Below are 25,472 nucleotides of genomic sequence, written 5' to 3'. Positions count from 1 at the left end.
CTAATTTTCTGTCATTTAAAAAGAGAAAAAAAGACAAGCAGCCAATCTGACTACTTGTCCTTCCTGTTTATCCGTACTCAATAATATTAAGCTTGGAATGCTTCTGTTAGTACTGGTACGATTTGTTTTTTACGAGATACAACACCTTTTAAAGTAGCTGTGTTGTTTTCTAATGTTACGTTGTATGCTTTCTCAACAACGTTTGCTGCTTTACCGATCGCAAGACCGACAGAGTCGTTAGTTAAGATGTCAGTTACAACGAATAAGAATAGGTCTAAACCTTTTTCTTCTACTACTGCAGAGATAACTTTTTCAAGTTCCGCTTGGTGTACAAGAACGTCGTTTGTGTCAACAGCGTTTACTTGTGCGATTTCAACTTTCGCGTTACCCATTTGGAATTCTTTAGCGTCAAGGGAGATTAATTGCTCCATTGTTTTTCCGCTTAAATCAGCACCAGCTTTTAACATTTCTAATCCGTAGCTATCTGCGTCAACACCAGCGATTTCCGCTAGTTCACGAGCAGCTGCTACGTCTTGCTCTGTGCAAGTTGGAGATTTGAATAGTAAAGAATCTGAAATGATTGCAGATAACATTAAACCTGCAACTTCTTTACGAATTGCAACGCCATTTTCTTTGTACATTTTGTTTAAGATTGTAGCTGTACAACCAACTGGCTCACAACGGTAGTATATAGGATCGCTTGTTTCAAAGTTAGCAATACGGTGATGGTCAATAACTTCTAACACTCGAACAGATTCGATATCGTTAGCACTTTGTTGACGCTCGTTATGGTCAACTAAAATAACATTGTCCACTTCTTTTGCTACTGTCTCAACAAAACGCGGTCCTTCTACTTTAAAATGATCTAACGCAAATTGAGTTTCACCGCTGATTTCGCCTAAACGTACAGGCTCAGCATTCATTCCTAATTCTTTTTTCAATTCTGCATAAGCAATTGCAGAACAAATTGCATCTGTATCTGGGTTTTTATGCCCGAAAACTAGTACTTTTTCCATGATTTCCACCTCTTCATGAAAAGGATATCTTAAAGAAGCAAATATGACAATATTTTAGACACATTTTTTTATAAATAATTGCACTTTCTTCTATATTTTACATCGTTTTCACAAAAAAAGATTATCTAAGATGATTTAGATGATCAAAGGCTACCTTTTCTTAAAATAATGTAGGAACTTACACTACATTGTTAAATGCTAAATTTGCAGCTAAACCATTATTTACAAGGTCCACATCAATAACTTGATAAAATGCATTTCCTGTGTCTGCAATTTCCCAAACCGCTAAAATAAGATGATATCCACTTCGATCAGTAGGTACATTCGCCTCATGGGTTACTGTTGTTTCTGGTCTAACTCCACCATCATTTTTTACATAGAAAGGTACTAAATCATTTTATAATAAATTACCGTTGCATCTAACTCACCATTCGGAGAAATTGCATACCCTGGTATTTTACCGGATTCTTGATAGTCTAATGACTTGTACAATTTATTAGAAGGATCTCCTTCTCTAGTATCTAATACTAAAAGAGACCTGTTTTCTTGTTTTGCTCTCTCTTCTGCTTTTTGCATAAGTGAACGTCCAATACCGTTACGTCTAAAGTTTGGGTGAGTCATTAACTTGCAAATCTCGGCTCTATGGATCCCGTTAGGCTTTGTAACTAAGTGTAATTGAATACTACCTGCCACTTCATTGTTTACTTTAGCAACATACAATATCACTTCTGGTGCTAAAACAGTTTGCCAATAATTTGTTGCTTCTTTTTGTTCAAGTGTAGGTAAAAAACCAATTGATGCTCCATCATCTACTACAGTTTTCAAAAGTTTAGAAAGTTCTTCAATACTATCTTCTATTAGTTTAATCTCTTCAATTACTAAATTCTGCATTACTTTTCCCCCTTTTGTTTTTATTTTAACAATTTTTAAAGCAGGAATAATTAAATATTAAGATGAAATTATTTAAGATATGATTTTTTAGAGAAAGGATACCTATATGAAGTATATATTAGATAGGACATACGCAAGAGAATTACTCGAGTGGGCATATGAACAAAACCCAGGTCCTTGGTTCGAGCATTCAATTCATGTTGCCCATGCAACTGAAAAAATAATTGTAGAACTTATTGAAAATGGGTATGACCTAGATGTTGACGTAGCATACAATGCTGCCCTCCTGCATGATATAGGAAGATACAAAGGCTTTACCCAATCTGTTATTCATTCCTATGATGGCTATATGTACATGAATGATTTAGGGTATACAGGAAACGCCATTATATGTGTGACGCATTCATTTCCTTGCAAAAATGAACATATAGATATCGCAGCGGAGTGGAGTCTTGTTCCCGATCATATGGAAATCCGGTTGGTTGAAATATTGAATGAACATAGTGATTACGACTTATACAATAAAGTAATTACCCTTTGTGACGCTCTTGCTGATGCAGATGGCTTTACTACGCTTGAAAGAAGATTGATTTCAGTTGGTTTACGTCACGGCACAACCTCCCATACCTCTTTACATTGGAAGGGATTCTATGCAATTAAGAAAGAATTAGAATCTTTAATTGGTAAGAGCATATACACACTTCTCTCTGATGTAGAGAAATCAATTTATGAAGATATAGAATATTAAAATAAACACCATCACTTCAGCACAAGAGCGAAGTTATTGAAGAAAGAGTTCTCCCATCAATCAAAGAAATAAAATAAAAAAGCAGTTTAAGGAGTTGATATATATTTTAGGAAGAAGTGGAGAACGTGAAATACAAATTAATACTTGGCAAGAAAGCAGCCTTAATCTCCTTTTTAAAATAAACGCCCCAGAAATGATGGAATATCTAGGAGGACCTGAAACGAAAGAACAAATTTTAAAACGACATAAACGTTATCTTAAACTTGGTGATAGCGGGCAAATGTTTAGTATTACTCAATCGCCCGATTTTGTGGAGATTGGTTCTGTCGGGTATTGGAAAACTACTTGGAATGATGAAAGTGTATATGAAATTGGATGGAGCGTACTACCTCAATTTCAAGGGAAAGGAATAGCAACTCTCGCAGTTAAACTAGCAATTGATGCAGCAATGAAAGAGAATAAATATAACTTTATACATGCTTTCCCTTCAATTCATAATCCTGCTTCAAATGCAGTTTGTCGTAAGCTTAACTTTACATTGATTTCTGATTGCGAATTTGAATACCCACCAGGTAATTTAATGCATTGTAACAATTGGCGGTTAAAAATAAATACAGATTGAAAATGATAAAATTTATATGTATGATTCTAAAAAACTCTTTCAAAAGTGGAGGGATTGCTTATTAGTAAGATGGGATTTGACTTGATAAATCATAAAGGTAACTTTGATTTTGGGTATGAAAATATAGCGGATATATCTAGGAGATGTAAGTTTTCTAACTGTTCGCATACAAATGAACCACAATGCGCGGTTAAAAAAGCTATCTCTGATGGAATTCTTTCTGAAGAAATATTTAATAATTATTATAGAGATTTAAACGAAGCACAATATGTTTCTAAGCAAAGAAATAAAACAAAAGCTATTGACTATATGAAACAATTGAAACTCTTTCAAAAAAATTAGGCTAAAATAAAAAGCTTTCCTTACAAGCTTATTTTAAGGAGAGCTTTCTTGCGTTTAATGACTTGGATTTATCAATTCCATCATACACTCTTACGCTGAAAACAACTAAGCCAATACTCCACACTTGCCCTACTAACCATTCTACTAACTTCTCCATCCAAATCCCCCTTATAATTCTTTTGAAAAAGCAATTTTATATATAAGAAAACGGACAACCTTTATCCAAACTACCAGTTGTCCGCATCTTTCACTATTCCATCATTCTTTTATATTTACCCAAACACTTTTCACTTCTGTATAGTTATCAAGTGCATATGACCCTAACTCACGTCCAATACCAGATTGCTTATATCCACCAAATGGTGCAGCAGCATTTTCTAAGTTATAATCATTAATCCACACTGTTCCTGCCTTTAATTTATTGGCAACTTGATGTCCTGTTTTAATATTTTGTGTCCATACACCCGCTGCAAGTCCGTAAGACGAGCGATTCGCTCTTTCAATTACTTCTTCCGTCGAATCAAATGGGAGTACCACTACGACTGGTCCAAATATTTCTTCTTTGACGATTGTCATATCGTCTGTAACGTTCGTGAATACTGTTGGCTTGACGAAATAACCTTTTTCAAATGCGCGTTCTCCACCAGCTGCAACAGTAGCACCTTCTGCTTTTCCTTGTTCAATGTAATTCAGCACACGCTCTTGTTGTTTTTTAGATACGAGTGGCCCCATTTCAGTTTCCTTCTCCATACCCGCCCCAAGCTTCACGTCATTTGCCATTCTTACAAGTTCGTTTACTACTGTTTCATAGTGGTTCCGATGAACGAACACACGAGATCCTGCGCTACAATTTTGACCATGATTATACATAATGCCTTGGAATGCCCCATTAATCGCTTCTTCTAAATCAGCATCTTCTAAAATGATATTTGGTGATTTTCCACCTAGTTCTAACGTCACATGTTTAATTGTTTCTGCAGATTGACGCATAATGTATTTTCCTGTAACTGTTGAACCTGTGAAAGCTACTTTATCAATATCATGATGATTTACAATTGCAGCTCCTGCTTCTTGACCGAAACCTGGTACAAAGTTTACAACACCGTTTGGAAAACCAGCTTCTTTAAAAAGCTTCGCTGTATATAGTAAGGATAAAGGTGTTTGCTCTGCCGGTTTTAATACAATCGTACAACCTGTCGCAAGTGCAGCTCCCATTTTCCAAGAAGACATAACGAGTGGAAAATTCCACGGAATAATTTGGCCTACAACGCCAACAGGTTCATGGCGTGTGTAATTTAAGTAATCTTTTGAAATCGGAATCGTTTGCCCGATAATTTTTGTAGCCCAACCCGCATAATAACGGTAATTTTCTACTGTCGCTGCAATGTCATCTTCAAGTGCAACTTGATATGGTTTCCCATTATCCAATGCTTCTAGCTGTGCTAATTCTTCTTTATGCTCTTCAATTAAATCTGCTAATTTATAAATAAGATGCGCTCTTTCAGCAGTAGTCATGTCCGCCCAAGGCCCTGTTTCAAAAGCCAGTCTCGCAGCTTTTACTGCGACATCAATATCTTCTTCTTGCGCTTCACATACGACCGCTAGAACATCTTCCGTCGCTGGATTGTAAGTTTCAAACGTCTTCCCACTAATAGAAGGAACAAATTCGCCATTAATAAACAATTTAACCTCTTCATTTAAAAACGCTTTCACTCTTGGTTTTAACTCAATGTTTGTCGTTAACATATACACTCCTCCTTATTTAAACAGCTGCATGAGCTGCGATATTCGATAATATCGTTTGAAGCTTTTGATCTTCTTCTACAGTTAACCCTAGTCTCGGATAACGTGAAGGTCCCCCAGCTTGCCCATGTAATTCCATTGAACGTTTAACGATTTGTACATATTTCCCTGATCCTTCAAGAAATTCGCATAGGGGTAAAATAGCATCATTTATCTCCCACGCTTTTTCTAATTCACCATTTTGAAAATGCTCATACATTTTCGTAACGAGACCTGGAACGATATTTCCTGCTACTGAAACCCATCCCGTTGCACCAACTAAATAGGATTCCATAACTAAATCTTCAGATCCGCAGAATACTTGAAAAGCACCTTCACTTTGTCTTACTAAATCTCTCGCTTTTCGAATATCTCCGCTAGATTCTTTAATATGTGTAACATTTTCACACTCTTTTCCGATTCGAAGCATAAGCTCTGTACTCATATCAACACCAGAAGTAAACGGATTATTGTATAACATAATTGGTATATTTACAGCGTTTGAGATTTCTTTAAAATGAAAATAGATTTCCTCTTCTTTCGGTTTACAATAGTAAGAGTTAATAATTAATGCACAATCCGCTCCGTGCGCTTCTGCATATTTCGTATATTCAATCGTTTCTTTCGTCGTCTCGGCAGCAGTTCCAACAATTACTGGAATACGGCCATCAACTTCTTTCAATACTGTTTCTACCATCTTAAATCGCTCTTCTTTTGATAAACTAACAAATTCTCCCGTACTTCCATTAATAATAATTCCAGCTACTTTTTGCTCAATAAAGTAGTTTACGTTTTGTTTTACACCATCCCAATTAATCTCTTGAAACTCATCCATCGGCGTTATTAATACCGGAAATGCACCTTTAATTTTTTGCATCCTTATCTCTCCCTTTAACATTTTATTTTAATAAGAAACCTGTCGGAAATGGATCTGTAGGGTCTAATATAAACGTCTGCATTCCTGTAATAAACCCTCTACTTTCAAAACGGAAAATGTATCCTAGTTCTTCTTTCTTCACTTTTTCCACTGTTATAAAGCTATTAAATATACTTTCGTTTTTAAAAGGTTTATCCGTTGTAAAATCATTTTTAAATAAAGCATTAACATAAGACACAATTGTAGAAACAAACCCCGGTGAACGCACAATAAAGTTATCCTCATGAAATGTAATCGTCTTTATATGGTTTTCTTCTTTTGACGAAGGATCTACTAAAATAAGTCTTTTTATAATAGATTGTTTTTGAATAGCTTGAAGGGTAGCTTCTCCCCATTTTTTTAATTTAGAGATGTTTTCAATACAAATTTCTGGCGAATACGTATCCTTTTCTACAACTGCATATACTTTATCTGCTTGTATGAGAGAATAACGTATATTACCAATCTTCAAGTCTTTCTCAACCATATAACATAATTTACTTTCAAGCGAAACAGATATAACTTCATCATGCTCTACATAAGCGTTGACTGAAAATATGCCGGATAACGTTTCAATTTTGTATTGATTAGAATCTCTCTTTTTTAAATATCCGCTTTCTAGTAACATCGTTATTACCGCAACAATGCCGCCGTAATGAAGAGGAATGGATCCTTCATGATTAAAAAACAATACAGCTGCATCAACTTCATTATGAATAGAAGGTGCAACAATACATCCATTTAAACCGATAAAACCACGTGGTTCATTTAATAAAAGCTTCATTTCTTCTGCTAATTCGCCTGAAAATTGTTCATTTAGTTGCTCCAAACTGTAGTAGTATTTGCATGGTACGTCTTTAATTACACGAAATGCCTCGCCAGCTACGTGCACATCTACTGCTGTATACATTTTTTGAATGTTCATTTTACATCCTCCGTTTCATGTTCCATCGGCGGAATTAGCAAAAAGCCTTCTTTAAGTGGATCCTTTTCATTGTAAAAAAATCTATGCATACCCATAAGCCAAGCTGAACCGGTAATCTTCGTTACTACAGCTTCAATATTTTCTACATATGTCGTATTTATGACACACCCTTTAAATAGAGAGCCCACAATACTCTCATGAACGAATTCTTCATTGATGTCGATTTTTTTATGAGCGTATAATACAGCTAATTTCGCTGATGTTCCTGTACCACATGGAGATCGATCAATTCCTCCTGGTGGAACTACAACTGTATTTTTCACATGTGCACTTTCATGAGTAGGATCTGTATAAAATTCAACATGTGTTAATCCTCTTATAAACGAATATTGCGGATGAATGATTTCAAACTTCTCATTAATTGTATTTCTAATATGAATCGCCTTATCAATAATTGCGGAAGCGTTTTCTGGTACTAACTCTAAACCTACTGACTTCGCATCGATAATGGCATAGAAATTCCCTCCATACGCAATATCAGCCTCTACAGTTCCAATTCCATCGACGTGTACAGAAATATTTTTCAGTAAAAAAGCTGGTATGTTACAGAAGGAGACTTCTTTCGCTTTACCATTTTGAACAGTAATATCTACTTCAACTAAGCCAGCTGGTGTATCTAGCTTTAAAGAAGTAACTGGTTCAACTACAGGAATTAAACCTGATTCAACTAAAGCTGTACATACACCGATTGTATCGTGACCACACATCGGTAAATATCCACCTGTCTCTATGTATATAACGCCTATATCAGCTTCCGGATGACACGGATCTGTTAATAGTGCCCCTGACATTACATCATGACCACGTGGTTCATTCATTAACAATTTTCGAATCCAATCATACTCGCTTTTCATATGTAACATCTTCTCTGCCATCGTCTCTCCAATTAACTTAGGAAGTCCACTAATTAATGTCCTCGTTGGATTCCCGCCCGTATGTGTATCAATTGTCGTAAAGACTCTTTGTGACCTCATCCGTTTAACACCCTTTCTGTAAAACGACTCAAACAAAGTGGTTCAATAGGAATGATTGTTTCTTTTTCATTTAATAACTCTTCAATCACTTTCCCAGTAACTGCTGCAAGACTAATTCCATCACCTTCATGTCCTGCTGCAATAAAATAATTCGGAATATGTTCCACTCGTGAAATTATCGGCAAATGATCTTCTGTCCACGGGCGTAATCCAGCATATGAACGAATTACCATCATATCCGCCATTTTCGGATAAAAACGAATTGCTCTATTCGCAATACATTTAATTACCTCGTTATTAATTCTCGTATGAAACCCTACAAATTCTCTACTACTACCAATTAAAAAATTTTGGCTTTCTGTTGGCTCAAACACAAGAGCTACCCCGTATTTTTCAGTTAAAGCATCCACTTTTCGTTTTCCACCAAATTTAGAAATTAAATAACCAAATTCCATTACTTTACGAGAACCTACGTGCTGTTGTCTTGAAGCTACAATAATATGTCCCTTTCTCGGTTCAATTGGGATATTCACATCTAACATCTGTCCGATTTTAGGAGCCCAAACACCGGCTGCGTTCACAACTTGCTTCGCGGTAAACGTCCCATTTGTCGTTTCTACAATAAAGGATCCGTCTAAATCCCTTTTCATTTCCTTCACTTCTGTATGGTTATAAGCTTTTGTACCAAATTTTTTCGACTCTGCAAGAAGTGAAAAAGCAAGAAGATATGGATTTACAGTCGAATCAGTTGCGCATTCTAAACCACCCAATAAATCATCTGCAAAAAATGGTGATTCCTCTCTTATATCTTGCTTATCAAGCATTCGAAACGGTAATCCAGCTTCTTTTTGACGATTCACCCATTGCTGTGCTGCCTCCATCTCTTCGTCTGATTCACAAACGAGAATACTTCCTGGTGCCCTATATTCAAATGAGTGCTCCAACTCTTCACTTAATTCAGTTACTAATTTTTGACTTACTAACGACATTTGACTATCAAACCCTGGGTCTTTATCAATCGCTAAAATGTTCCCGTCACACCGTGAAGACGTCCCACTGACAAATTCCCCTTTTTCAATGATTGTTACGTCTCTTCCGTATTTTGATGTGTAATAAGCGATAGAACATCCTATAATACCACCGCCTATTATTAAAACGTCACAGTGTCTCACATAGCACCCCTCCTTTCTCCTAAATCTCTCACTTTCTATTTATGCAATTGATGTGCCAACTCTACATACAGAAATATTTATATGAAATAATTTTTATTTGTAAAAATATTTTAAATTTATCGTAAATAGGTGTATTATTTTTTTATCACTGTCTAAATTTTTATACATAATAGGAGGGCACTATGGCATTTTCATTTCCAACAATAAAAGAGTTTATAAAAATTTTGTCAATTGATCGTACAAGTATCGTTAAGCACATGAAACAGGTAGGTGAAAAATTTTATTACATCCCTTCATCTACTGAAGAATGGAGTTGCGTAGTTATATATGAAGAGGACTCTTTCACTGCTTTAATCGACGCATTTTCTCATGAACCAGCCGTTGTCATTATTAACGAAAACCAAGAACCTATATGCTGTATAACTGCTCAGCAAACGATTCCTTTTCTTTATAAGTACTACAATGAACTACAAGCTTTTTATAACACTGTTATTCAAACATCGGATTCTTCTGTTACAGTCATCGATGATAAAGAATGCGTTCGTACTTGGACAGATGGCGCTGAGAAAATCTTTTCTGTCAACCAGGATGAAATTATCGGACAACCCATCACTCGTTTTTTTGATTATAAGGATTTGGAAATTTTGCATTCATTACATGACGGAAAAAGCATAATCGCTCAGTTCCATCAGCCTCGTCCTGATTTGTTCGTATTAATTAATTCAAACCCTGTTTATTGTAACGATGAAATTATCGGAGCAGTCGTTTCTGAAACAGATGTTACAAATCAAGTTGTATTGAATGAAAAATTATTTAATATGTCGCATGAAATGCACCGTTTAGAGCAAGAAGTAGCAAAATATAAAGATACATCTGACCCTTTCCATGCGATGAATGGAAAAAGCCCTGTCATACAAAGAACGATTCAATTAGCTAGAAAGGTTTGTTCTGTGAAATCTACAGTTTTAATACTTGGCGAAAGTGGTGTTGGAAAAGAAGTATTTGCGAAGGCAATACATGAGGCGAGCGAAACAGCAAATGCCCCTTTCATTTCGATTAACTGCGGTGCAATTCCAGAAGCGTTATTTGAAAGTGAATTATTCGGTTACGAACGGGGAGCGTTTTCTGGTGCGAATAGTAAAGGTAAGAAAGGTAAAATAGAGCTTGCACAAGGCGGTACTTTATTCCTCGATGAAATAGGCGAAATGCCGCTCGATATGCAAGTGAAACTTTTACGTGTACTGCAAGAACGAAAGTATTACCGAGTTGGTGGAGAAAAAGAAATAAATATAGATTTCCGCATCATCGCTGCTACAAATCGTGATTTACAAGAAGAAATGAAAAAAGGAACTTTCCGAGAAGACTTATATTATCGCTTAAATGTAGTTAGCTTGCATATTCCGCCACTGCGTGAAAGACGAGAAGATATTATCGAATTAACGTACTCCTTCTTAAACGATTTTTCAATAAACTATAACAGACCAGTTCGCGACTTACCTTCAAGCATTATGCATGAGTTGCTTCATTACAATTGGCCAGGGAATATCCGCGAGCTCCGCAACGTAGTTGAAAGACTCGTCGTATTTGCGTCAGACGGCATTATAAAACAAGAATATTTACCATTTCATTCAAATGATACTTTAGAGAACCAAACGTCTCATTCCCTATTACTCAGCAACAATAACACGATTCTTTCATTACAAGAAGAGATGGATGAGCACGAGAAAAAGGTAATTGAAAGAGCTTTACGCATTTTAGATGGTAATAAATTAGAATGTGCGAAACAACTTGGTGTAACGAGGGCCACATTATATAACCGTTTAAAAAGACTTGGGTTACAATAATCACCCACTCCTCCTCTATATTGGCATAGTTTTTGCATCATAATTAGTGCAAACCGAACTAGAGGAGGAATACATATGACGAATAAAGAGAACTTAATTGTTTGTCGTTGTGAAGAAGTTACATACGGACAACTACAATCGACAATTGCTGAATATAAATGCTCGGCAAGGGAATTAAAACTACGAACACGTGCTGGCATGGGATTTTGTGGTGGCCGTACATGTAGAATGATGATAGATCGAATGATTGAAAGTACAAACCCTGACATAACTCCTAATGAAATTCCATTAAAATATCAGCCACCAATACGTGCAGTTACTTTCGGAGCGGTAGGTGAAAATCAATGAGTAGAATTACACATCACCCTATTTTAGGTAGTTTAAATAATAGTCAGCGCATCACTTTTCAATTTAACGGTCAACAATACAAAGCACATGAACATGAAACGATAGCGGCTGCTTTACTAGCAAACGGAATACGAACGTTAAGAGTCCATGAAGATAGTGGAACGCCGCGAGGTATTTATTGTAATATCGGGCATTGTTCTGAATGCCGAGTGACGGTAAACAATCAAACGAACGTACGAGCGTGCTTAACTGTTGTAGAAAACGATATGGTTGTTGAAAGCGGAAAACAGCATCCAAATATCGTAAGAGAGATGGTGAAAAAGCGATGAGCGATGTAATTATTATTGGCGCAGGGCCGGCGGGATTATCAGCTTCCATCTCTTGTGCACGTTTTGGACTTAACGTACTTGTTATTGATGAATTCATGAAGCCTGGCGGACGATTATTAGGACAGTTACACCAGGAAACTACTGGAGATTGGTGGAACGGAATAGAAGAATCAAAACGCCTTCACGAAGAAGCAAAATCACTTTCAGTCGATATTCGATGTGGTGTTTCTGTCTATAATTTAGATAAAGATGAAAGTTGTTGGTTCGTACATACAAATATCGGTACGCTAGAAGCGCCGTTTGTACTTATTGCTACTGGGGCTGCGGAGTATTCTATTCCCCTTCCCGGCTGGACACTTCCAGGGGTTATGTCAATTGGAGCGGCTCAAGTTATGACAAATGTCCACCGAGTCCAAGTTGGTAAAAAAGGAATTATTATCGGTGCTAACATTTTGTCATTCGCCATTTTAAACGAATTGCAATTAGCTGGAATTACAGTGGATCACATTGTACTTCCAGAAAAAAGCGAGTTAAGCCAAAAAGCTGGTGAACCAGAGGAAGTTTTGAACTCCCTTTTAAATGCAGCTCACCTCGCTCCGTCCGCTTTCCTACGCATAGGTAGCCGTTTTATGAAATATGATTGGATTCGAAAAGTTGGATTAAACTTCTATCCAAATAACGGGTTGAAAATAAATGGAACACCTCTTCATCTCCGAAAAGCTGCACTTGAAATTATCGGTACAGATCAAGTTGAAGGTGTACGTGTTGCTAACATCGACTCTAAAGGAAATATTATTAATGAATCTGAAAAGATATATGAGGCAGACTTCGTTTGTATCGCTGGAGGTTTATATCCACTTGCTGAGCTTGCCGCTGTAGCGGGATGCCCTTTCCATTACATTCCGGAATTAGGCGGTCATGTTCCACTTCATTCAGAAGAAATGGAAACCCCTCTTCCAGGTTTATTTGTAGCTGGAAATATTACCGGAATTGAAAGCGGGAAAATCGCGATGGCGCAAGGTACTGTCGCTGGATATTCAATCGTAAAACAGGCTAATAAAACATCTAATTCGGTTGAAAAACATTTACAACAAGCGATTCAAAATGTTCACTCCGTTCGTCATCATGCTGCGATTCAATTTAATCCGATGGTTGATATTGGTAGACGGAAGATGAATGAGATTTGGCATGATTTTCAATCATTTGAAGAAAATCAACAAATGAAAGCGTGAAATACTAGTATATAAAAAAGGCGGTGGATTCATTTCCACCGCCTTTTTTATAATTTTTGTACTACATCTAGTATTTCTGTTACGTCAATTACAGGAACCAAAAGTATTACCTATTTTTCATTCCGACTAAAACTTTCGATATCGACATCCATAAATTTATAAACATTAAAATCCCGCAAATATCAGCGACAATTACATACAATCCTATAAATTGGTTTTCAAAGTGGAACAACGGAGTGTAATAAATGGCCATAATTAAGGATATAACCATTGAAAAAAGAAGCAGTTTTTTCCTGGTTATCATATAAATACAATACAAAAACGTATAATAAGCCCAAAATTGCGCAGCATACCATGCATGAGATAGTCGAATACCTGTTTTCGTATGCAAAGTTGTTAAAACCAGTATGCATATTACAAGTACTGTAATTAATGGCGCGATTCTAACAAATTGCAAAAGATTTATTATAAAGCGTTTTTTTGAACTGAGATGATTTACTTCATACTTAAACACCTGTTTCGTTATGTAATGAACAAAAAATATTAATCCTACACTAATAACTAACATAAAAAATATCATTACTATGCCTTCTTTTCTGAAATTTTTATCAACTATATTTTAAAAATCAATAGGACTTAACCTAATAAAAATTACACCAAATAAAATTTTTATTAAACCATCTACTACAAAAAAGATATCTAGATTTACGTTAGTAATGATTAATCCTATGGATGCATTGATTATTAAAATAACGGACAGCAAAAACATAATCTTCCCATGTACTGGAATAAACGGTATAAAGTGAATACCTACTGCTAAAAGAATTAATAGCCAACAACTTCTATAATCATCACCACCAAAATGAAAAGCGAGAAAAACTAAAATAGCCAATATAATTATTGAAAAATTAGCCCACTTTTTTTGTTCCGGTGTTCCAGAACCAACCGCTAATCTCCTCCTAGTTTTAGGGCTCAATTGCCATGTCATTCCTAATATATAAACAATAATAAAAGGCCACACATTTGGATATCCGTTATGTTTTATTAAAAGTAAGAACATTGCTGTTCCAGCAATTATTAGCCAAATTCCATTAATCTTTTGCCTAGGATATTTATAAGTCTGTGTTTGTGTTTCCATGTTCCGTTCTCCTTTTTTGAACTTTTCTAATCTTCTCGATATACACACTTCTTTTTCACCAGAAGCCTTATGAGCTAATTCAGCTAAATTCACACCATCATTCTTCTACCTCGCTTTGAATAATAAAATATAAGATTTCTGAAATATCATATCAAATATAGTTGTGATTTATTTGTCACAATTCGTCGAATAGATAAATAAAAGTCGTTTTATGTCAAAATTATTATTTATTTGGATAGCCAACTTTTGATTAGATAGATAAAATGATGCAAATACTAAATTGAAGACACATGAAATACTGGATTTTATACCAAAATAGGAAACATACTAACAATAGAAATCAAAATAAAAAAACTGTTAGAGCATACAGCTCTAACAGTTTTATTGTTCATTATTATTAAATTTCGCTAATGCGTAAATGCCTTCTTCATCATCTAATTCAAGTTGCAATCTTGCTGCAAATGAATTGACGTTGTATTCTCGATCAAGCAACAAGCGTAGTGCTTCGATTAAGTTTGCTTGAATTAAAATTTGCTGGCGACCATTTACCTCTACTTCTGCAGAGAAACCGTAGTCATCATCATACATTAGTTCAACTAAAACTTCTTCTGGCCCAACTTGTCTTTTTTCAGCGATATATACGCAAAGCGCATTTATAAGCTCTTGTTCAGAGATTTTTATTGTTTCCATGCTACTTCATCCGCCTTTTTCTTACGTTGGTCTTTGAAGTATTTGAATGCACGAACTGCTAACATTACGATACCAGCCATTACTAACATATTTACCATAAACGCTAATACAGAACCAAGAGCTCCCATATTTGCAAATAAGCTACCCATTAGTAAACCACCAAGACCACCTAGTAATAAACCTTTCATAAAGCTTCCTTTATTACTTTTTGGCGCTGTGTTTGTTGCTTTTGTTTTTGAATCAGTTGTTGTTTTTTGTGAATTTACATTAGAATCTTTTTTGTTTAAATCAACTTTTGACTTTTGACCTGAACTTGGTGTATATGATTTTTTACCAGATTTGTAACTTTTCGCTGCCGCATGATCTACGAACATAAAGCTACTAGCCCCAAAGATAACCATGAATGCTGTCATTACTGCTACAAGTTTTTTCAACATATTATATCCATTCTCCTTTTATATAGATATATGTGAAATCTATCTTTCTTGTAAATTTAGAATGATAGATTTGTTTTAAAACCATTTTAAAGGTTCTTATGAACTTATTATATGAACTTTTGTCGAAATATGCAAGCATTATTTACTTACGACAATTTCATGACATAGGAAAAATTAAGCAAAACAGAATTGACTTTAAATGAAACAAAACATATTATAAGTTCATAAGAACTTTTTATAATTTTGGAGGTGAAAAGATGGAAACATTTCATCTCACACGAAACGAAATGGCAACGCTCCTTCTATCACTAAGAGGATGGAATACGAAAAAGCCTCTCGGTATTTTACAAGAAGCTTGGGCAAAGTCACATAAAAAAGATATTGAGAGCGGACAAAGCGTTACTGCTTTTATTACAACCGCACTTTCACCTATTTTTGAAAAACTGATTAAGATTGACGATACGGACGTCGGTTTTTCTTTAAATGAAATAGTTGCGCTTGGCAATCAGATCGAAAACACGAGTTTCTCTGTAACTGCTATGCAAAACTGGGTGAAACGAGATATAAAAGAAATGATTGGCTCCCCTCAAAAAGGGAAGAAATACTCAATCGAACAAGCAGCCTTACTATTCATTGTTGAAGATTTAAAAACAGCGCTTGATTTTGAATCTATTCGTAAACTATTACGTCTCATCGTAAATGACCCGGCCGATCGAAGTGATGATTTAATTAATCCTGTTCATTTATATGTTGCTTATTCCTCTTTATTTGAAGAACTAAATCAAGGGAATTGCATACAACTAAATGCTACAGATACAATTCATACGATTGAAAATATTGTAAAAGAAAAAGCTGATAAAATCGCAAGCAAGTTCGATCAAATAAATAACGAACAACGCGAAGCAATTCGTAACGCTATTATTATCGCTACACTCTCTGTACATACCGCATATGTACAAATGCTAGCGAAACGATATGTGACAGCAACATTATTTTTACAAAATTTAGATGTAAAACCATAAAAAAATAGGAGCAAATTTGCTCCTATTTTTTTATGAAAATAAAGTTATTTAATGTCCTTTCATTTATGTCCCCGCTATTTGAACAAGTAATTAATCCTTTAAATTTCTGATAAGCAAGTTTCAATATTTTTTTGCAGTGATAACAAATTAGAATTTGAGTTAATTTCTATATAAAAACTTTTTAAAAATAACTTACAGTTTGCTTTTAGGAACAAATAATGTTCATCATCAAGCTCTTCTTTTTGACATTTCATTTCCATTGGTATACCTTTGATTAATGCTTCTACTCCCTCTATCTCTAATCCTCGATTTAACATTGCTAGAATTGGTTTTATAATTCTCCCGTCTTCATTATGGATATAAACACCTTTTGTATAAAATATTTTTTTCCAAAGCGTTTCTAATATTTCTGAGTAATACTTTTCAATTTTTTCGTTTTTTACAAGTTCCACACAAACATCAGCCACATGTGCAACACTGTGAGCCCACCCTTTTTCAGGGACATATCCCCTTAAATCCTGTTCTAAATTAATATAATGAATTAACTCATCTTTTGCTTTATAAATAATGGATTGAGATAGAAATTGATTTTCGTTATCCTTGTACAAAATGAGTGCAATTAAAAGTGAGGTAAATGACCTTGTAAATACAGTATCTGTCCCATTCTCACCAATCCCTTTAAATAACAAGTCACTTAAACAAAAATCTAATATTTCCACTAATAACTCATGCGCTAGTTCATTACCTAATATCAATTGAGAAAAAGAACTGTAAATCAATTCTCTAAGTTCGCTATCCGTCGAACCAATATGGTTAATCATCGCTTTAACAATATCAGTCTTATTCTTTTCATCCCATGTTGTTTGCCCACTTTGAATTTTCTTTAAGACTTCTTCCAATTCATTTCCCTTTATTTTCACTGGTTTGGACAATAAATTCATCATTTAATTTGCTTCCTCCTAGTTTATAGCAAGAACAATGCTGCTAGGATAAGAAGTCCATAAACCTAGATAAGTATATTAATAATCCTTTACCAATAAGCATATTTAAAAGATTATCTATTTACGATAATCTCACGCAAGTTCATTTCAGATCATTATCGCTTAAGATTTAACATACCGATTATAAGTAGGCTTAATACTGGACAACGTAATTTTTATTGTTCTTGTATGATATTTAAAAGTACACAAGATTATCCCTCCTTACACAAATAAATTTCCTAACATATTCCATTATACTGTAATAAACAATCTTTAAAAACTAAAATTTGGGAATTTTTTGATTTTTGTTTTATAAAGTGAAAAATAAGAATAGATCGTTCCAATTAAATTAATGCCGTTCAGTCTACTAACCCCTTTCCTTCTCTTTAAATATGAGAAATTTTTAATATTTTTTTCATTATCTCTTCATGAAAACTCAATTTATATCGTTTACTATAAATACAAGGAAAATAAATACGAGACATAAAAAAGTATTGAAATGGCAATATGTTCATTAAATAAGGTATAATTTGCATATAGTGAACTTTTTATGTTGTTAAATAAAAAGAACTTCACCCTAAAAATTTATGAACTAGAAGGTGCAACAATGTTAAGTAGTTTTATTCATTCAGTATTAACGTTTTTTGAAGGATTAGGTTATTGGGGCATTATGCTTGGACTTATGATTGAGATTATTCCAAGTGAAATTGTCCTTGCTTATGCGGGATACTTAGTATCAACTGGAAGTATCTCATTTGTAGGCGCAGTTATATTCGGTACCATTGGCGGAATCATTGCCCAAGTCTTTATTTATTGGATTGGACGATACGGCGGTCGCCCTGTCTTAGAACGTTATGGGAAGTATATTTTCATTCATAAAAAACAAATTGATGCTGCTGAAGATTGGTTTAATCGATACGGAACTGGCGTAATTTTCACTGCACGTTTCATTCCTGTCGTTCGTCATGCAATTTCAATTCCTGCTGGGATTACAAAAATGCCAATTTCACGTTTCATTACTTTAACAGGGCTTGCGATTATTCCTTGGTCTATCATTTTCATTTATTTAGGTGAAAAACTTGGAGAAAACTGGGGTAATATAAATGACGTTGCCGGACCATATGTGAAATCTTTCGCTATTGGCGGAGTTGTTCTTATTATTTTATATTTCGCGATAAAAATATGGTTAAAAAAACGTAAAAATCTTGCTTAAAATTCTAAATAAAAACCGCTATACATTCAATTAGAATAATAGCGGTTTTTATTGTAGGCTTCATTTTTTTTTTAGAAATTGTATAATTTCTTCTTTATGTTTTAAATCATGTTGAATGAGTGATGAAAAATAATTGTTTAATCTCACTCTTTTTGTGCCGAATTGGTAGCCATCATTAAAATTCCGGGCAGGAATTTGATTAATTTGATCAACTAATTGTTTTCGGGTGAAAATAAACTGATCTATTAGTTCTTCTTTAGAAATACCAGATCTCGCATATCTCATTGCACTCTTGTTCATTTCTTTCACATCCGTTGGAACATCAGGTACATATTGCGAGCTTATAAAGTACAAGATTCTATACTTCATTAAAAACTCATCCCAAACTATAAAATGTGAAATCACATCCGCAGTTCCCCATGAACCTTTTTTAAATGATTGAAACCATATATCATCAGATATACCCTTCAATGTTTGGCACCATTCTATTAGGCTTAGCTTTTCTTCCAGAATCCTTTCTTTCTCCATAATTCACTCCTCTTCCACACTTATAATTCATTCATATTAATGACTTCTAGACATTTCATTAAAACCCTCCAGTTTAAGATTTACATGGATAAGTTACAATTCATTTGTAACCTCGTATAGTAACTCAAAAAGGAGTGACTCCCCTATGCATTGGCAGCAAAAAGTACCATACTTAATCGGTCGCCCTGTTGGTATTTCTCTCATTAATGGGCAAGGGACTTCCGGTGTTTTATGCGGCGTACAAGATAATCAATTATTTCTTTACGAATACCTTTACCAAGCTCAGTTCGCCATGAAACATTATGACTTTAGACAAATCCAAGATATACATGCCTTTCCAAATTGCCCACATCAAAATCTTTTATATTAAAAAAACAGGAACGGCTTTATCGCCATTCCTGTTTCCATTGTTTATACATTATTTTTCAGAGTAAAATTTCTGCACTGCTTCATCAAAATAGATCCAGCCTTTCCAGCCTAAATGAATTGTATCTTTTAAGAAATACTTATCATATTCATGGCTAGAAAAATCGACTACTGGGTATCCGGCTTTCTCGACTTGCTCGCGAACCTTATTATAATACACATCACGGCGTTCTTTTGGGAAACCAGCGTAATCATACCACGGTCCATTTACAGGTACAGAAATAAAGAGTGGTTTTACATGTTTTTCTTTGAAAAGATCTAAAACAATTTGTAAGTCATCATATTCTGGTGATTCATCATACGATTCATTCGCTCTAAAGTTTTTTAAAGCTTTTAACTTTTTCTTTAAATTATGTTTATAGTAATACGGATTTTCTATTCCGAATGTATTTGTTGTGGATTCCGCCTTACCTTCTTGTTCCGCTTGTTTACGTGCATCTTCCCAAGAAATTGAACGCAGTCCCGTATTTGTTTTCTCTTCCATTGGTTCGATCTTAAATAGAGAATTAAATAAATCTCTATGATCTAAAATGTTCCGGTACATATATGCTAGCGGTTTAGCTAGTCCAGCTTTGATGTTATGTTTTGTATCGTTATATACAATACTTTCTAGCGAACTACTTAATATCGCATCTTTACGAACAACTTTATAATCTAGTAAACGTTTCGCAATTTTCTTCTTCATTTCAGGATTAATTTCATCATTAAAAATAAAATGATATGCTTGTTGTTTAGAAAAATTATTTGAAAAGTCCCCTTGTGATACACCCGTTTTTGTAAACCATTGTGGTGAAAGAACAAAGACTACTTTTTTACCTTCTAATTCATCCATTGTAGACGTCATATTTAAAATATGAGCCAAGCTTTGCGTACCGCCAGTTCCTATTAGAAATGGTGTAAAACCTGCGGGATTTACTTTGAAATAATTAGATGGATGATATGCATCCATTCGTAAAAATTCCGATGAACCATACATCGGTAAATACTGCGAATTCTCTAACATTTTCTGCTGTAGGAAAACACTTTGTAATTTCTCTTTTTGCAAAGAAGTTGCCGCATCTTCAACCTTCTTATCGCTAATAAGTGATACTAAACTTTTAGATGGGATAAGCAATATAATGAAAAAGAGTAGACACGCTAAAATAATTGGACCAAAAGCATGCTTCATCTTCATCGGTGATTCCTCTTTCCATTACTAATAACTTGTAACCCTTGTTTTTGACACGCCATCATTTCTCTCCTTTTTCTATATACATGTTCCATTCTATTTATCTATTATTTACATGTATGTATTTCCTTCCTTCGCTCTATTAAGCCCTATAATTAAAGCGTAAGAAAATGTTTCCAAAGAAACATGTTAATTATACAAGATTCTACATAAATTTCACACTGGAATTTTAGTAATAATTTTATTTTTAAGCGATAAAAAAACATATAAAATGTCTATAACTCATTAGAATATGTACGGAGTTCAAAGTAAGATAATAAACGCCCACTATGGTCAACATCGAAAGTATATGTAAATCCTTGCTTACGCAAAAGTTTCTTTGAATTCTCATTTGCTATTTTCACTCTAGCGATTATTCTTTTTAGATTCATCGCCTCTGTTGCATATTGAATGGTTGCATCTGCTGCTTCAATCGCATATCCATTACCCCAATACTCAGGGTCAAGGAGATACATAATTTCTGTTTCCCCTGTTTCATCTACCTTTCTTAAACCACAATGTCCTAATAGCTGGCCTGTTTCATTTTTGAATAACAGCCATACACCAAAATCATACTGTTCCCAATGCAATATAAGTTGACTAATATAATCTTTAGTTTCGTCTAGTGACATACCTCTTGATTTAGCAAGCCATTGACCAACCGCTTCTTTCTTCAAAATATTATACAATTGATCAACATCTTCTAATTTTGGTCTTCTCATGGACAACCTTTTCGTATGCATTACTTTCCCCTCTACAAATACAGACATAATCCCCCTCCTAATACTGTTTACAGACTGGTAAATTATACCATGAACTACCATCCAGAAAAAAACAGACTATCAATACATGACGTCTGTTTTTCTCTTACCTTATTTTTGTATGTCCGCCCATTTTAAGCTTGTTGCTGGACCAAATTGGTGAACATATAAATCTTTTACGTACGGTTTTTGTAAGTAAGATAGTCCGCGCTGGAATACTGGTGCAATTACTGCATCATCAAGAAGTACTTTTTCAGCATCTTGCATTGCTTTCCAACGAGCTTTTTCATCATTACCTAATTCTGTTTTAATCTTCTTAATTAGCGCATCGTATTCTGGATTTGCATACCCTGTATTATTAACGGTACTTCCCGAAAGGAAAACTTCTAAGTATGTCATTGGATCTGGATAATCAGGTAACCAGCGTGATAACGACATTTCATATTCTTTTTTCTTCTCTAACGCTAGTTTTTGAGTATGTGGTTGTAATTTCACATTTACTTTTAGCCCTGGTAAGTTTTTCTCAAGCTCTTCTTTAATATACTCTCCTACTTTTTTAAAGTTTTCTAAGTCATAGTTTAAGAATTCTAACGTTACTTCATTTGTTCCCGTCTCTTGTTTTGCTTTTTCCCAATATTCCTTTGCCTGTTTTACGTTCGTCTTATTAAACTCTCCAGCCGTATCTCTAAAATCTTTCTTATCTGGCCCCTTTAAAAATCCTTTCGGAACGTAGTAGTTCGCAGCTACCGAACCATCATTTAAAAACGAGGTTGCAAGTCCCTTCTTATCAAAAACTGTGCTAAGTGCAAGACGTGCGTTTTTATTTTTAAGAATCGGTACATTTTCATTGAAACGGAAGAAATACATAACTGGATCTGTATATTGTTTCAGTTCTTTATTATTTTTATATTTATCTACGAATTCTGTAGAAATGACAGCTCTATCTACCTTATCTGTTTCATATAAATTTACCGCAGTTGAAATTTCTTTAACAATTTGGTAGTTTACTTCATCTAATTTCACTTCTTTTTTATCCCAATATTTATCGTTTTTCTTCATTGTAAAGCTCGCTTCGTGCTTCCACTCTGATAACGTAAACGGCCCATTATATATCGCTTTATTCGCCTCTAAGCCATATTTATCGCCTTGCTCCTTCGCAAACTTTTCATTTATTGGATAGAAAGACGGTAAAATTAATAGCTTTGTAAAATATGGTACTGGATGTTCTAACTCAACAACAAACGTTTTATCATCTTTTGCTTTCACACCTAATTCTTCTAATCCTAATTGTTTTTTATTTATCTTTTCCGCATTTTTCACATCGTACGCAATATATGCATATTGAGAGGCTGTATCTGGATTAATAAGTTGCTTCCAAGCATATACGTAATCATGAGCTGTTACTGGATCACCGTTAGACCATTTCGCATCACGCAAGTGGAAGGTATATGTCTTTCCATCTTTACTCACTTCATATTTTTGTGCCCCAGCCTGAATCACTTCATCATTTTTCGATAAACGGAATAATCCTTCCATAACATTGTTTAAAACATTAAACGAAACTGCATCTGTTACTTTCCCTGAATTCAATGACGGAATTTCACCCGTTTCTAATAATTGTAATACTTTCTTCTCATCTTTCGGCTTTGTAACTGTTTTTTCTTTCGCACAGCCTACTAAAAATGAAGAGACAAGTAGAGTACTAACTAATGAATAGCGAACAACCTTTTTCATATAAAGCCCCCTATCTTTTTCAAGGTAAGTAACGACGAGCACCAGCGTATTCTTCTATATATCCTAGTTTATTTAGCGGAATAATTTCTACCGATCTTTCAGCTCTTGGTGAATGAATCATATTGCCATCACCAATATACATTCCAACGTGATGAACACTACCTTTTCCTTGATCATGTGCGAAGAATATTAAATCTCCCTTTTGAAGATTTTCCTTATCAACTGCGATTCCTGCTTTTGACTGTGGCCCCGAATCTCGTGGGATTGTAATACCATGTGATTTATATATCGTATGAGTAAATCCTGAGCAATCAAAGCCAAACCCACTTGTACCAGCCCATATATACGGTAATCCTAAAAACATCTTACCAGTATTTATTAGATCATCAGCTGTTGGCGTAGGAATATCATTTTGAGAACGGTGAACAGTTCCATCTTTCTTGCGTAACCACGCCTTCTGACCATTTGGTAATAGTACGCGGTACGAAATAGTATCTTCACTTAAAAGTGGTAACCGCGTATTATAACTCACCTCAAGTGATTTATGTTTTTCAGAAGGATTTATATATAGAATAGCTGTCGGTTTTGTAATTAAAACGAAGGGCTGTCCTGCCTTATCTGCAAATTCTTGATTATACGCTAATTGTTTTTCAGGCATCCATCCGGGGTACCCTTCCTCATTTCGCGGCGTTGGCTGTCCATGCACTAGCACTTTCACCCAATCGCCTCGTTTATCAATTACAGTTACTTCTTGACCGAGTAACGCTTGCGTTTCTAATTTATTTGCGTTTGTTAACCAAAGTTTCTCATCTAGTGTCATTGATTTCGTCCACTTCCATAAATCAACAGGATTACTTGCACTAGGTGCATCAATTGGCCGAAGTGAATCGGGTGCAGTCCATAACGTTGCAGCCGATACGTCTATATACGCTTTATTTTCTTTCCTCTCTTCAGCGTTCGCCGCTGTAAACGATGAAAAAATAAACAATGTTGTTAATAATGCTGTCCCCACTTTTTTCATACATATCCCCCTTAAAAGATAGTTTGCTAGACACTACTTCTAAGACTTTATATTCACTGCAGAATGTAGGTTTACCTTTGGACCTGTGTAAGTCATTCCTTCTGGTTCTTCTACTAACCATAATGGTGCATCAAGATCAAAGTAATGAATATTCGGATGAGCCGCGGCTAAATGCGACACAGCGCTAACTGAAAGTGAAGATTCCATCATACTTCCAACCATACATTTTACACCAGCTGTTTCTGCAATATCCGCAATTCGCCAGGCTTCTCGTATACCGCCGCATTTCATTAATTTAATATTAAGTAAGTCTGCATATCCTCCTTGGACGAGCTTTAACGCATCCCTTGCTGAAAAGATGCTTTCATCTGCCATAATAGGCGTTTGTACATTATCTTTCACGTATTTTAATCCATCCCAATCTTTCGCATGAACAGGTTGTTCTACAAATTCTATATTTAAATTTCTATTCTCCATTTCTTTAATGATTGAAACCGCTTCTTTCGGATTCCATCCTTGATTTGCATCTAAACGTAACGTCGTATTTTTTGGCACTACATTTCGAATTGCCTCAATGCGTTCCAGATCTAAATGTGCCTCTTTACCAACTTTAATTTTTAATGTTTGGAATCCTTTTTCTATATGCTTTTTCGCCTCTTTTGCCATTAATAATGGTTCATCCACACTTACAGTAATATCCGTATAAATCTCTTTCTTTCCACCTAGTAATGCGTATATAGGTATACTATGAAATTGACAGTACAAATCGTATAAAGCCATATCTACCGCTGCTTTCGCACTTGTATTTCCTACGCAGCTCATTTGAATTTGTAACAATAACGTTTGAAATTGCAGTATGTCTCTATCAACTAATGCGGAACGAATTGATCCTAATATTGCCTCCTCAATCCCGCTGGCGAAATCACCAGTAATAACTGGTGTTGCTGCCGCAGCTCCTTTTCCGACAATCCCTTCATCTGTATGAATAAACACATCTATACTTTCAATTTCCGTTACGGTACGAAGCGCTGTTTTAAACGGTGTATGAAGCTTTACACGTCTACGATTTACTTTTACATCGATAATTTTCATTTTGTTCATCCTTTCGTTGTCC

28 protein-coding genes and 2 pseudogenes are annotated in these 25,472 nt (G+C 35.0%); 10 read left to right on the top strand and 20 right to left on the bottom strand.

Going from position 1 to position 25,472, the window contains the following annotated elements; all coding sequences use genetic code 11:
- Positions 1 to 86: 86 nt before the first annotated feature.
- From ppaC to ACTFQM_RS01645, 3 genes and pseudogenes are all read right to left on the bottom strand, one after another.
- Positions 87 to 1,016, bottom strand: coding sequence for a manganese-dependent inorganic pyrophosphatase (gene ppaC, locus ACTFQM_RS01655; protein ID WP_440033223.1), 930 nt, complete (start codon positions 1,014 to 1,016; stop codon positions 87 to 89).
- A gap of 178 nt (positions 1,017 to 1,194) precedes the next feature.
- A pseudogene (locus tag ACTFQM_RS01650) lies at positions 1,195 to 1,410 on the bottom strand (lytic polysaccharide monooxygenase); the annotation flags it as partial.
- Complete coding sequence (locus ACTFQM_RS01645) at positions 1,404 to 1,907, bottom strand: GNAT family N-acetyltransferase (protein WP_002172303.1); 504 nt, start codon at positions 1,905 to 1,907, stop codon at positions 1,404 to 1,406. The gene ACTFQM_RS01645 and the pseudogene ACTFQM_RS01650, both read right to left, overlap by 7 nt.
- Positions 1,908 to 2,013: 106 nt before the next feature.
- Here ACTFQM_RS01645 and ACTFQM_RS01640 point away from each other — a divergent pair, with 106 nt between their 5' ends.
- From ACTFQM_RS01640 to ACTFQM_RS01630, 3 genes are all read left to right on the top strand, one after another.
- Positions 2,014 to 2,655, top strand: a complete 642-nt coding sequence (locus ACTFQM_RS01640; RefSeq protein ID WP_440033222.1) for an HD domain-containing protein — start codon at positions 2,014 to 2,016, stop codon at positions 2,653 to 2,655.
- Positions 2,656 to 2,752: 97 nt separating this feature from the next.
- Positions 2,753 to 3,277 carry a GNAT family N-acetyltransferase gene (locus ACTFQM_RS01635; RefSeq protein WP_440034370.1) on the top strand — a complete coding sequence of 175 codons (525 nt, stop codon included), beginning with the start codon at positions 2,753 to 2,755 and terminating at the stop codon, positions 3,275 to 3,277.
- 69 nt (positions 3,278 to 3,346) lie between these two features.
- A complete protein-coding gene (locus tag ACTFQM_RS01630) occupies positions 3,347 to 3,619 on the top strand; it encodes a hypothetical protein (protein ID WP_048371019.1) in 273 nt (90 codons plus the stop codon).
- A 28-nt stretch (positions 3,620 to 3,647) separates the two neighbouring features.
- Here ACTFQM_RS01630 and ACTFQM_RS01625 read toward each other — a convergent pair whose 3' ends face one another.
- The 6 genes from ACTFQM_RS01625 to ACTFQM_RS01600 all read right to left on the bottom strand — a co-directional run bounded on the left by ACTFQM_RS01625 (position 3,648) and on the right by ACTFQM_RS01600 (position 9,448).
- Entirely contained in the window at positions 3,648 to 3,776 is a 129-nt protein-coding gene (locus ACTFQM_RS01625; RefSeq protein WP_440034416.1) for a hypothetical protein, read from the bottom strand.
- Positions 3,777 to 3,877: 101 nt separating this feature from the next.
- Positions 3,878 to 5,365, bottom strand: coding sequence for an aldehyde dehydrogenase family protein (locus ACTFQM_RS01620; RefSeq protein WP_440033221.1), 1,488 nt, complete (start codon positions 5,363 to 5,365; stop codon positions 3,878 to 3,880).
- Positions 5,366 to 5,381: 16 nt separating this feature from the next.
- Entirely contained in the window at positions 5,382 to 6,299 is a 918-nt protein-coding gene (gene dapA / locus ACTFQM_RS01615) for a 4-hydroxy-tetrahydrodipicolinate synthase (protein ID WP_440033220.1), read from the bottom strand.
- A gap of 1 nt (position 6,300) precedes the next feature.
- Positions 6,301 to 7,242 carry a proline racemase family protein gene (locus ACTFQM_RS01610; protein ID WP_440033219.1) on the bottom strand — a complete coding sequence of 314 codons (942 nt, stop codon included), beginning with the start codon at positions 7,240 to 7,242 and terminating at the stop codon, positions 6,301 to 6,303.
- Positions 7,239 to 8,276 (bottom strand): proline racemase family protein, encoded by a 1,038-nt coding sequence (locus ACTFQM_RS01605; protein ID WP_440033218.1) that lies wholly within the window; start codon positions 8,274 to 8,276, stop codon positions 7,239 to 7,241. The genes ACTFQM_RS01610 and ACTFQM_RS01605 overlap by 4 nt, the downstream gene beginning before the upstream one ends.
- Complete coding sequence (locus ACTFQM_RS01600) at positions 8,273 to 9,448, bottom strand: NAD(P)/FAD-dependent oxidoreductase (RefSeq protein ID WP_440033217.1); 1,176 nt, start codon at positions 9,446 to 9,448, stop codon at positions 8,273 to 8,275. Before ACTFQM_RS01600 ends, ACTFQM_RS01605 begins: the two co-directional genes overlap by 4 nt.
- Positions 9,449 to 9,630: 182 nt before the next feature.
- On the opposite strand from ACTFQM_RS01600, the gene ACTFQM_RS01595 reads away from it, so the two are divergent.
- The 4 genes from ACTFQM_RS01595 to ACTFQM_RS01580 all read left to right on the top strand — a co-directional run bounded on the left by ACTFQM_RS01595 (position 9,631) and on the right by ACTFQM_RS01580 (position 13,201).
- On the top strand, positions 9,631 to 11,292 hold the full coding sequence (locus ACTFQM_RS01595) for a sigma-54 interaction domain-containing protein (RefSeq protein WP_440033216.1): 1,662 nt from the start codon (positions 9,631 to 9,633) through the stop codon (positions 11,290 to 11,292).
- Between the two features lie 75 nt (positions 11,293 to 11,367).
- Positions 11,368 to 11,640, top strand: coding sequence for a (2Fe-2S)-binding protein (locus tag ACTFQM_RS01590; protein ID WP_002172313.1), 273 nt, complete (start codon positions 11,368 to 11,370; stop codon positions 11,638 to 11,640).
- Positions 11,637 to 11,969, top strand: coding sequence for a (2Fe-2S)-binding protein (locus ACTFQM_RS01585; RefSeq protein ID WP_440033215.1), 333 nt, complete (start codon positions 11,637 to 11,639; stop codon positions 11,967 to 11,969). The genes ACTFQM_RS01590 and ACTFQM_RS01585 overlap by 4 nt, the downstream gene beginning before the upstream one ends.
- Entirely contained in the window at positions 11,966 to 13,201 is a 1,236-nt protein-coding gene (locus ACTFQM_RS01580; RefSeq protein ID WP_440033214.1) for an NAD(P)/FAD-dependent oxidoreductase, read from the top strand. The genes ACTFQM_RS01585 and ACTFQM_RS01580 overlap by 4 nt, the downstream gene beginning before the upstream one ends.
- Before the next feature lie 106 nt (positions 13,202 to 13,307).
- Here the strand turns inward: ACTFQM_RS01580 and ACTFQM_RS01575 are convergent, their stop codons facing one another.
- The 4 genes from ACTFQM_RS01575 to ACTFQM_RS01560 all read right to left on the bottom strand — a co-directional run bounded on the left by ACTFQM_RS01575 (position 13,308) and on the right by ACTFQM_RS01560 (position 15,466).
- Complete coding sequence (locus ACTFQM_RS01575) at positions 13,308 to 13,781, bottom strand: hypothetical protein (RefSeq protein WP_440033213.1); 474 nt, start codon at positions 13,779 to 13,781, stop codon at positions 13,308 to 13,310.
- A gap of 39 nt (positions 13,782 to 13,820) precedes the next feature.
- Entirely contained in the window at positions 13,821 to 14,339 is a 519-nt protein-coding gene (locus ACTFQM_RS01570; RefSeq protein ID WP_440034369.1) for a DUF6609 family protein, read from the bottom strand.
- A gap of 381 nt (positions 14,340 to 14,720) precedes the next feature.
- On the bottom strand, positions 14,721 to 15,029 hold the full coding sequence (locus tag ACTFQM_RS01565) for a YxcD family protein (RefSeq protein WP_440033212.1): 309 nt from the start codon (positions 15,027 to 15,029) through the stop codon (positions 14,721 to 14,723).
- Positions 15,017 to 15,466, bottom strand: a complete 450-nt coding sequence (locus tag ACTFQM_RS01560) for a hypothetical protein (protein ID WP_002172319.1) — start codon at positions 15,464 to 15,466, stop codon at positions 15,017 to 15,019. Before ACTFQM_RS01560 ends, ACTFQM_RS01565 begins: the two co-directional genes overlap by 13 nt.
- 257 nt (positions 15,467 to 15,723) lie before the next feature.
- On the opposite strand from ACTFQM_RS01560, the gene ACTFQM_RS01555 reads away from it, so the two are divergent.
- A complete protein-coding gene (locus ACTFQM_RS01555) occupies positions 15,724 to 16,488 on the top strand; it encodes a DUF1836 domain-containing protein (RefSeq protein ID WP_000447229.1) in 765 nt (254 codons plus the stop codon).
- 98 nt (positions 16,489 to 16,586) lie between these two features.
- On the opposite strand, the gene ACTFQM_RS01550 is transcribed toward ACTFQM_RS01555, so the two are convergent.
- Positions 16,587 to 17,432, bottom strand: a complete 846-nt coding sequence (locus ACTFQM_RS01550; protein ID WP_440033211.1) for a DUF2785 domain-containing protein — start codon at positions 17,430 to 17,432, stop codon at positions 16,587 to 16,589.
- Positions 17,433 to 18,075: 643 nt separating this feature from the next.
- Here ACTFQM_RS01550 and ACTFQM_RS01545 point away from each other — a divergent pair.
- Positions 18,076 to 18,681: a DedA family protein gene (locus ACTFQM_RS01545; protein WP_071719317.1), complete on the top strand. Its 606-nt coding sequence runs from the start codon at positions 18,076 to 18,078 to the stop codon at positions 18,679 to 18,681.
- A gap of 26 nt (positions 18,682 to 18,707) precedes the next feature.
- Here the strand turns inward: ACTFQM_RS01545 and ACTFQM_RS01540 are convergent.
- Positions 18,708 to 19,209: pseudogene (locus ACTFQM_RS01540) on the bottom strand (DinB family protein).
- Positions 19,210 to 19,354: 145 nt separating this feature from the next.
- On the opposite strand from ACTFQM_RS01540, the gene ACTFQM_RS01535 reads away from it, so the two are divergent.
- On the top strand, positions 19,355 to 19,579 hold the full coding sequence (locus tag ACTFQM_RS01535) for a hypothetical protein (RefSeq protein ID WP_440033210.1): 225 nt from the start codon (positions 19,355 to 19,357) through the stop codon (positions 19,577 to 19,579).
- A 48-nt stretch (positions 19,580 to 19,627) separates the two neighbouring features.
- Here ACTFQM_RS01535 and dltD read toward each other — a convergent pair whose 3' ends face one another.
- From dltD to ACTFQM_RS01510, 5 genes are all read right to left on the bottom strand, one after another.
- The gene (gene dltD / locus ACTFQM_RS01530) at positions 19,628 to 20,809 is read right to left on the bottom strand and encodes a D-alanyl-lipoteichoic acid biosynthesis protein DltD (protein ID WP_440033209.1); all 1,182 of its coding nucleotides are present in this window, start codon (positions 20,807 to 20,809) and stop codon (positions 19,628 to 19,630) included.
- 269 nt (positions 20,810 to 21,078) lie between these two features.
- A complete protein-coding gene (locus tag ACTFQM_RS01525; RefSeq protein ID WP_440033208.1) occupies positions 21,079 to 21,612 on the bottom strand; it encodes a GNAT family N-acetyltransferase in 534 nt (177 codons plus the stop codon).
- 102 nt (positions 21,613 to 21,714) lie between these two features.
- Positions 21,715 to 23,337 carry a peptide ABC transporter substrate-binding protein gene (locus ACTFQM_RS01520; RefSeq protein WP_440033207.1) on the bottom strand — a complete coding sequence of 541 codons (1,623 nt, stop codon included), beginning with the start codon at positions 23,335 to 23,337 and terminating at the stop codon, positions 21,715 to 21,717.
- Between the two features lie 19 nt (positions 23,338 to 23,356).
- Complete coding sequence (locus ACTFQM_RS01515; protein WP_440033206.1) at positions 23,357 to 24,358, bottom strand: C40 family peptidase; 1,002 nt, start codon at positions 24,356 to 24,358, stop codon at positions 23,357 to 23,359.
- A 39-nt stretch (positions 24,359 to 24,397) separates the two neighbouring features.
- Positions 24,398 to 25,450, bottom strand: a complete 1,053-nt coding sequence (locus tag ACTFQM_RS01510) for a dipeptide epimerase (RefSeq protein ID WP_440033205.1) — start codon at positions 25,448 to 25,450, stop codon at positions 24,398 to 24,400.
- Positions 25,451 to 25,472: the final 22 nt, after the last annotated feature.

The sequence above is a fragment of the Bacillus cereus group sp. MYBK30-2 genome (assembly GCF_051915945.1).
Classification (GTDB): Bacteria; Bacillota; Bacilli; order Bacillales; family Bacillaceae_G; genus Bacillus_A; species Bacillus_A paramycoides.
The sequence above is the reverse complement of the archived record's forward strand: the minus strand, read 5'-3'. Positions and strand labels throughout refer to the sequence as shown.

Bases quoted from the DNA above. Each gene is read 5' to 3' on its own strand.
- ACTFQM_RS01520 (WP_440033207.1), bottom strand. From the start codon at position 23,337: ATGAAAAAGGTTGTTCGCTATTCATTAGTTAGTACTCTACTTGTCTCT.
- ACTFQM_RS01565 (WP_440033212.1), bottom strand. From the start codon at position 15,029: ATGGAAACAATAAAAATCTCTGAACAAGAGCTTATAAATGCGCTTTGC.
- dapA (WP_440033220.1), bottom strand. From the start codon at position 6,299: ATGTTAAAGGGAGAGATAAGGATGCAAAAAATTAAAGGTGCATTTCCG.
- ACTFQM_RS01570 (WP_440034369.1), bottom strand. From the start codon at position 14,339: ATGGAAACACAAACACAGACTTATAAATATCCTAGGCAAAAGATTAAT.
- ACTFQM_RS01560 (WP_002172319.1), bottom strand. From the start codon at position 15,466: ATGTTGAAAAAACTTGTAGCAGTAATGACAGCATTCATGGTTATCTTT.
- ACTFQM_RS01545 (WP_071719317.1), top strand. From the start codon at position 18,076: ATGTTAAGTAGTTTTATTCATTCAGTATTAACGTTTTTTGAAGGATTA.
- ACTFQM_RS01555 (WP_000447229.1), top strand. From the start codon at position 15,724: ATGGAAACATTTCATCTCACACGAAACGAAATGGCAACGCTCCTTCTA.
- ACTFQM_RS01585 (WP_440033215.1), top strand. From the start codon at position 11,637: ATGAGTAGAATTACACATCACCCTATTTTAGGTAGTTTAAATAATAGT.
- ACTFQM_RS01620 (WP_440033221.1), bottom strand. From the start codon at position 5,365: ATGTTAACGACAAACATTGAGTTAAAACCAAGAGTGAAAGCGTTTTTA.
- ACTFQM_RS01605 (WP_440033218.1), bottom strand. From the start codon at position 8,276: ATGAGGTCACAAAGAGTCTTTACGACAATTGATACACATACGGGCGGG.
- ppaC (WP_440033223.1), bottom strand. From the start codon at position 1,016: ATGGAAAAAGTACTAGTTTTCGGGCATAAAAACCCAGATACAGATGCA.
- ACTFQM_RS01580 (WP_440033214.1), top strand. From the start codon at position 11,966: ATGAGCGATGTAATTATTATTGGCGCAGGGCCGGCGGGATTATCAGCT.
- ACTFQM_RS01640 (WP_440033222.1), top strand. From the start codon at position 2,014: ATGAAGTATATATTAGATAGGACATACGCAAGAGAATTACTCGAGTGG.
- ACTFQM_RS01595 (WP_440033216.1), top strand. From the start codon at position 9,631: ATGGCATTTTCATTTCCAACAATAAAAGAGTTTATAAAAATTTTGTCA.
- ACTFQM_RS01550 (WP_440033211.1), bottom strand. From the start codon at position 17,432: ATGATGAATTTATTGTCCAAACCAGTGAAAATAAAGGGAAATGAATTG.
- ACTFQM_RS01625 (WP_440034416.1), bottom strand. From the start codon at position 3,776: ATGGAGAAGTTAGTAGAATGGTTAGTAGGGCAAGTGTGGAGTATTGGC.
- ACTFQM_RS01525 (WP_440033208.1), bottom strand. From the start codon at position 21,612: ATGTCTGTATTTGTAGAGGGGAAAGTAATGCATACGAAAAGGTTGTCC.
- ACTFQM_RS01510 (WP_440033205.1), bottom strand. From the start codon at position 25,450: ATGAAAATTATCGATGTAAAAGTAAATCGTAGACGTGTAAAGCTTCAT.
- dltD (WP_440033209.1), bottom strand. From the start codon at position 20,809: ATGAAGATGAAGCATGCTTTTGGTCCAATTATTTTAGCGTGTCTACTC.
- ACTFQM_RS01590 (WP_002172313.1), top strand. From the start codon at position 11,368: ATGACGAATAAAGAGAACTTAATTGTTTGTCGTTGTGAAGAAGTTACA.
- ACTFQM_RS01535 (WP_440033210.1), top strand. From the start codon at position 19,355: ATGCATTGGCAGCAAAAAGTACCATACTTAATCGGTCGCCCTGTTGGT.
- ACTFQM_RS01610 (WP_440033219.1), bottom strand. From the start codon at position 7,242: ATGAACATTCAAAAAATGTATACAGCAGTAGATGTGCACGTAGCTGGC.
- ACTFQM_RS01630 (WP_048371019.1), top strand. From the start codon at position 3,347: ATGGGATTTGACTTGATAAATCATAAAGGTAACTTTGATTTTGGGTAT.
- ACTFQM_RS01645 (WP_002172303.1), bottom strand. From the start codon at position 1,907: ATGCAGAATTTAGTAATTGAAGAGATTAAACTAATAGAAGATAGTATT.
- ACTFQM_RS01575 (WP_440033213.1), bottom strand. From the start codon at position 13,781: ATGATATTTTTTATGTTAGTTATTAGTGTAGGATTAATATTTTTTGTT.
- ACTFQM_RS01515 (WP_440033206.1), bottom strand. From the start codon at position 24,358: ATGAAAAAAGTGGGGACAGCATTATTAACAACATTGTTTATTTTTTCA.